Here is a 4,894-nt window from a genome sequence, read left to right on the forward strand (position 1 = left end):
TCCCCGCCGGAGAGCGAGCGATAGAGCCGGCGCCGCGCGTCGGCGAGGCCGAGCAGCTCCAGCGCCCGCTCCGCCGCGTCGCGGTCCTCGGCGTCGCAGCCGCTCCCCACGCGCCCGCGCCCCGCGCGGCCGAAGAGGACGACGTCCTCGACGCTGAACGGCATGTCGGGCACGAAGTCGTGCTTCTGGAAGAGGAGGCCGACCGCCCCGCCGAGCCGCCGTCGCGCGCGCCCCGACCCGTCGAGACCGCGGCCGAGCACCTCGACCGCCCCTTCGTCCGGCTTGAGCAGCCCGGCGAGCGTCAGCATGAGCGTGGACTTCCCCGCGCCGTTCGGGCCGACGACGCCCCAGAACTCGCGCGGCTCGATCCGCAGGTCGAGCGGGCCGAGCGCGACCCGCCCGCCGCGGCGCACGACGAGCCCCGACGCGGCGGCGAGAGGCGCGCCGTCGTTCATCGCGCGCCGAGCGCCCGTTCGAGCGCGGCGAGGTTCGCGCGCAGCAGCTCGTCGTAGCCGGCGCCGAATCCCGGCGCGCCGGGGAAGGCGGAAAGGGTCGCCATCGGCGCGCGCGTCCGTTCGGCGACCGCGGCCGCGGCCTGCGTCCCTTCCTGCACGCCGCCGACGACGACGCGCGCCGGCGCCGCGGCGAGCCGTTCGAGGTCGCGGGGCGTGGCGTCGTCGGGACGGGGCAACGTCGCGACGACCTTGAGGCCGAGGAACTCGAGGAAGTCCTTTTGATGCTGCGAGGCGACGGCGGCGACGCCGGCGAGCGGCGCCGCCTCGCGGCGCAGCGCGGCGCCGAGCGCCTCGGTCCGGGCGCGGGTCGCGCGCGCGGCCTCGTCGAGCGCGGCGCGCCGGTCCGGATAGACCGCGCCGAGACGGTCGGCGACCTTGGCGACGAGCGCGGCGTAGCGCGCCGGCACGAGCGGGCTGCCGCCGACGCCGGCCGCTTCCACGCGCGCGCCGCGCACGCCGGACGCGGCGAGCTTTCCGTCGAGCGCCCCTTCGAACTCCTCGCGCAGCACGAGCCGCGCCGCGCGCAGCCCTTCGAGCGCACGCGGCGAGAGGTCGAAGTGCCCCGGGCAGGCGGCGGGCGGCACGAGCCGCACGACGCGCAGTCCGGGAATCGCCGGACGCAGTTCGAGAGTCGCCGCTTCGAGCATCGAGGTCGTGACGACGACGACGGTCGGCGCCGGGCCGGCCGACGCCGCAGCGGCCCGCGCGGCCGGAGCGGCGACGAAAAGCGCGGCGCAGAGAACGCCGGCGCGGAGAACGGCGGCGCGGAGAACGGCGGCGCGGATCGCGCCGCGTCGTTCCGTCCCCGCGGCGCGCGGCGCGCCCGCCGCCTCGGGGCCTTCCGCGCCGATTCCGCGACGGCGCACTTTCGGAACTCCCGCGCCGATTCCGCGACGGCGCATCGTCAGAACTCCCACGTCGCGCCGAAGGTCGCGAAGCGGCCGGGCGCCGGATAGCCGGGCATGTACTCGTCGTCGCGGTCGAACAGATTCTCCGCGGCGAGGAAGATCGTCAGCGGCCGGCCCGCGAAGGCGGTCTTCTTGGAGAGGCGCGCGTTGACCGGCGCCGCGGCGCCGACCTGCGACGTCTTCCCCGGATAGCGCGGATTGAACGCGTAGTGGCCGTCCACGTACTGTGCGTCGGCGTCGAGCGCGAACCCCCGCCCGAGGTCCCAGGCGAGGCCGAAGCTCGCCGTGCGGCGCGGCGCGTCCGGCGCGTTCGACGGGTCGTGCCCGGTGACCGTCGCGCCGACGAAGAACTCCAGCCCGCGCGCCGCGGCGACGCTCGCCGTCGCCTCGACGCCGTCGATCGTCTCCTCGCGGATGTTCTCGAAGCGCGGCGGCGGCGCGACGAAGCGCAGCCCGTCGGTCAGCCGGTTGCGGAACAGCGCGACGTCGAGCCGCAGGCGGCGGCCGAACTCGCGCGCGGCGCCGATCTCGACGTGGCGCGTCTTCTCCGGACGGAGGTCCTTCCACCCCGCGCTGTTCGGGAAGCCGGCGTAGAGCGCCGCGGCCCAGACGCCGGGGAAGTTCGCGCCGCGCGCGGCGATCGCGCGGAGCTGCGCGAACGACGCGTCCACGACCACGCCGACCTCGCCGCCCCACTCGCCGCCGAAGAACTTGCTGTCGGTGAAGCGCGCGCCGGCCGAGACGGTCACCGGCGTCGCGCCGGCGAAGCGGTGGCTCAGCCGCGCGTGCGCGGCGCGGTTCTCGAAGCGCGGCGGATCGACCGGCTTGTCGATCGTCGGCCGCTTCTCGACGCTCTCCCCGCCCCAGCGGTCGTCGTCCGCGCCGAGCTCGATTTCGCCGCCGCGCCACGGCGCGAACGTCGCCGAGAGGCGCGCGCCGTAGTTGTTCCAGTCGGTCAGCGTCGTGTAGAACTCGCGCTTCGCTTGATCCCACTGCAGCCAGTCGATGTGCCCCTTGTCGCGGTAGAGCTTCGCCTCGTAGGCCGCCGAGTCCGCGACGCGCGAGAGGGTGACGAGGGCGAAGGTGTCGTTCGTCGCGAACCGCGGCGCGGCCGGCGGCTTCGGCGCTCCTTCGGCGCCCGGATCGCTCGCCGCCCCCTGCGTCCGCTCGACCCGCAGCGTCGCGTCCCAACCGCCGCCGATGCGCCAGCCGAGCTGCGCCGCGGCGTCGGCGGTGCGGCCGTCGGAGTCGGGACGGTGGCCGTCCGCGGCTCGGTAGCCGACGCGCGCCGTCCAGTCGAATTCTCCGTCGCGTCCCTCGGTCGCGAGGCGCGCCGTGCGGAGGCCGTATCCCCCCGCGGAGAGGGAGAGGCGGGTCGCCTCCCCTTCCTCTTCGCGCCGCCGCGAGACGATGTTGACCGCGCCGAACGCGCCGTCGCCGAAGCGCACCGGCTGCGGCGAGCGGTAGATCTCGATCCGGTCGGCGCCGTCGATCGAGAGGTTGTCCATCAGCGGATGAGTCCAGACGCCGGCGAAGCGCGGCACGCCGTCGGTCAGCGTCGCGATCTCGGCGCCCGGCCGGCCGGTCCCCTGTCCGCGGATGTAGACCGCGCCGCCGTCGGCGCCGCCGTAGCCGCCGACGACGTCGTAGCGGGCGACGACGATCCCCGGGACGCGCCGCAGCGCGGAGGTCAGGTCGCCCGCGTTGAGCGCCTCGATCTGCCGCGCCGAAACGACGCCGATCTGCGTGCCGTCCTTCGCGACGCGGTTCTCCTCGAGGATCGGCGGCGCGACGACGGTGACTTCCTCGGTGCGCGGCGCAAGACGTCGTCCCGCCGAGGAGGCGTCGCCGTCCACCGCGGACGCGTCGGACGCGGCGCGGGACGTCGGGGCGGCCGGCGCCTCCTGCGCGGCCGCGGAGGCGGGAACCAGCAGCGCGGCGAGGGCCGCGGCGCCGCGGAGCGCGCGCATCGTCATAGCGCCTCCGAGCTCATCACGAGCTGGCCGTGCATCACGCCCTTCATCCCGGAGAGCAGGTCGGCGATCTCGCGCAGCCGCGACGGGCGGCCGCGCAGCGCCATCACCTCGAGGCAGCGCGATTCGTCGAGATGGACGTGGAGCGTGGCGAGGATCTCGTCGTGGTGCTCGTGGCCGGTCTCGAGCAGCTTGTCGGCCAGCTCGCGCTTCTCGTGGTCGTAGACCAGCGTGAGCGTCCCGACGACCGGACGCCGGTCGTCCTTCCATTCCTCCTCGACCAGCCGCCGGCGGATGAGGTCGCGGATCGCCTCGGAGCGGTTGGCCGCCCCGCTGCGCTCGACCAAGCGGTCGAACCGCTGCACCAAGTCGCCGTCGATCGCCAGACTGATCCGCTCCAGCTCCATGCGTCCCTCCGGAGGACGATCGTAGTACGAACTTCGGGAATTTCCTACCGACCGCGGCCGTCCCGACGCCGTACCATCTCGCTCCAAAGGCCCGGAGGACCGACGATGTTCGACGCTTGGGCGGTGCGCGAAGCGGACTATCCCGAAGACGGATCGCTCGAGGACCGGCTGCGCTTCTGCCTGCGGTACGCGATCCTCGCCCCCTCCACCCACAACACGCAGCCGTGGCTGTTCCGCGTCGCCGCCGGACGGGTCGAGCTGTTCGCCGACCGCACGCGCGCCCTGCCGGTCGCCGACCCCGACGACCGCGAGCTGACGATCAGCTGCGGCGCGGCGCTCTTCATGCTGCGGGCGGCGCTGCGGCGGTTCGGCTTCCGCCCGGAGACGCTCCCCTTCCCCGCCGCGGACGATCCCGACCTGCTCGCCGTCGTCCACGCGGGGCGCGCCGCGGAGCCGAATCCGCTCGACGTCGAGATCTGCCGGGCGATCCCGCTCCGCCGCACGAGCCGCCGCCCGTTCACCGCCGCGCCGCTCGAGCCGCGGGCCAGCGCGGCGATCTCCGCCGCCGCGGCCGTCGAGGGGGCTTGGCTGAAGTTCGTCGACGACGAGGAGCATCGCCTCGCCCTCGCCGCCCTGATCACCGAAGGGGATCGGCGCCAAGGGGGCGACCGCTCGTTCCGCCGCGAGATGGCGGCGTGGGCGCACCCAGGCCGCACCCGCTCGGGCGACGGCCTCCCCGGCTACGCCTACGGGTCGGGAGACCTGTCGATGTTCATCGGGCCGACGGTCGTCCGCTCGTTCGAGACGACCGGCGGGACGGCGGCGGACGGCAGCGAGATCGCGGAGGACGCGCCGGCGCTCGCCGTGCTCGGCGTCGCCGACGACGCGCCGGCGGGGTGGCTCGCCGCGGGGCAGGCGCTGGCCCACGCGCTGCTCGTCGCCAAGCACCACGGCCTCGACGCCTCGTACCTCAATCAGCCGACGGAGGTCGCCGACCTGCGCGTGCGGCTTCGTTCCGCGCTCGGCCTCTCCGCGCCGCCGCAGCTCGTGCTGCGCGTCGGCCGGGGCCCCGAGGTTCCGCCGACCCAGCG

At 75.3% G+C, this 4,894-nt stretch carries 5 protein-coding genes; 1 reads left to right on the top strand and 4 read right to left on the bottom strand.

The window, feature by feature from the left end; all coding sequences use genetic code 11:
• From LLG88_03410 to nikR, 4 genes are all read right to left on the bottom strand, one after another.
• A partial coding sequence (locus tag LLG88_03410; GenBank protein ID MCE5245955.1) for an ATP-binding cassette domain-containing protein occupies positions 1-455 on the bottom strand: 455 nt, incomplete at its 3' end.
• Positions 452-1,381 carry a zinc ABC transporter substrate-binding protein gene (locus tag LLG88_03415; GenBank protein MCE5245956.1) on the bottom strand — a complete coding sequence of 310 codons (930 nt, stop codon included), beginning with the start codon at positions 1,379-1,381 and terminating at the stop codon, positions 452-454. The genes LLG88_03410 and LLG88_03415, both read right to left, overlap by 4 nt.
• Positions 1,382-1,419: 38 nt before the next feature.
• Positions 1,420-3,399, bottom strand: coding sequence for a TonB-dependent receptor (locus LLG88_03420; GenBank protein MCE5245957.1), 1,980 nt, complete (start codon positions 3,397-3,399; stop codon positions 1,420-1,422).
• Positions 3,396-3,803 (bottom strand): nickel-responsive transcriptional regulator NikR, encoded by a 408-nt coding sequence (nikR, locus tag LLG88_03425; GenBank protein ID MCE5245958.1) that lies wholly within the window; start codon positions 3,801-3,803, stop codon positions 3,396-3,398. The genes LLG88_03420 and nikR overlap by 4 nt, the downstream gene beginning before the upstream one ends.
• A gap of 105 nt (positions 3,804-3,908) precedes the next feature.
• Between nikR and LLG88_03430 the strand changes: the two genes are divergently transcribed.
• Positions 3,909-4,894: nitroreductase (locus tag LLG88_03430; GenBank protein MCE5245959.1), on the top strand; the 986-nt coding region annotated here is incomplete at its 3' end.

The sequence above is a fragment of the bacterium genome, from assembly GCA_021372775.1.
Lineage (GTDB): Bacteria > Acidobacteriota > Polarisedimenticolia > J045 > J045 > JAJFTU01.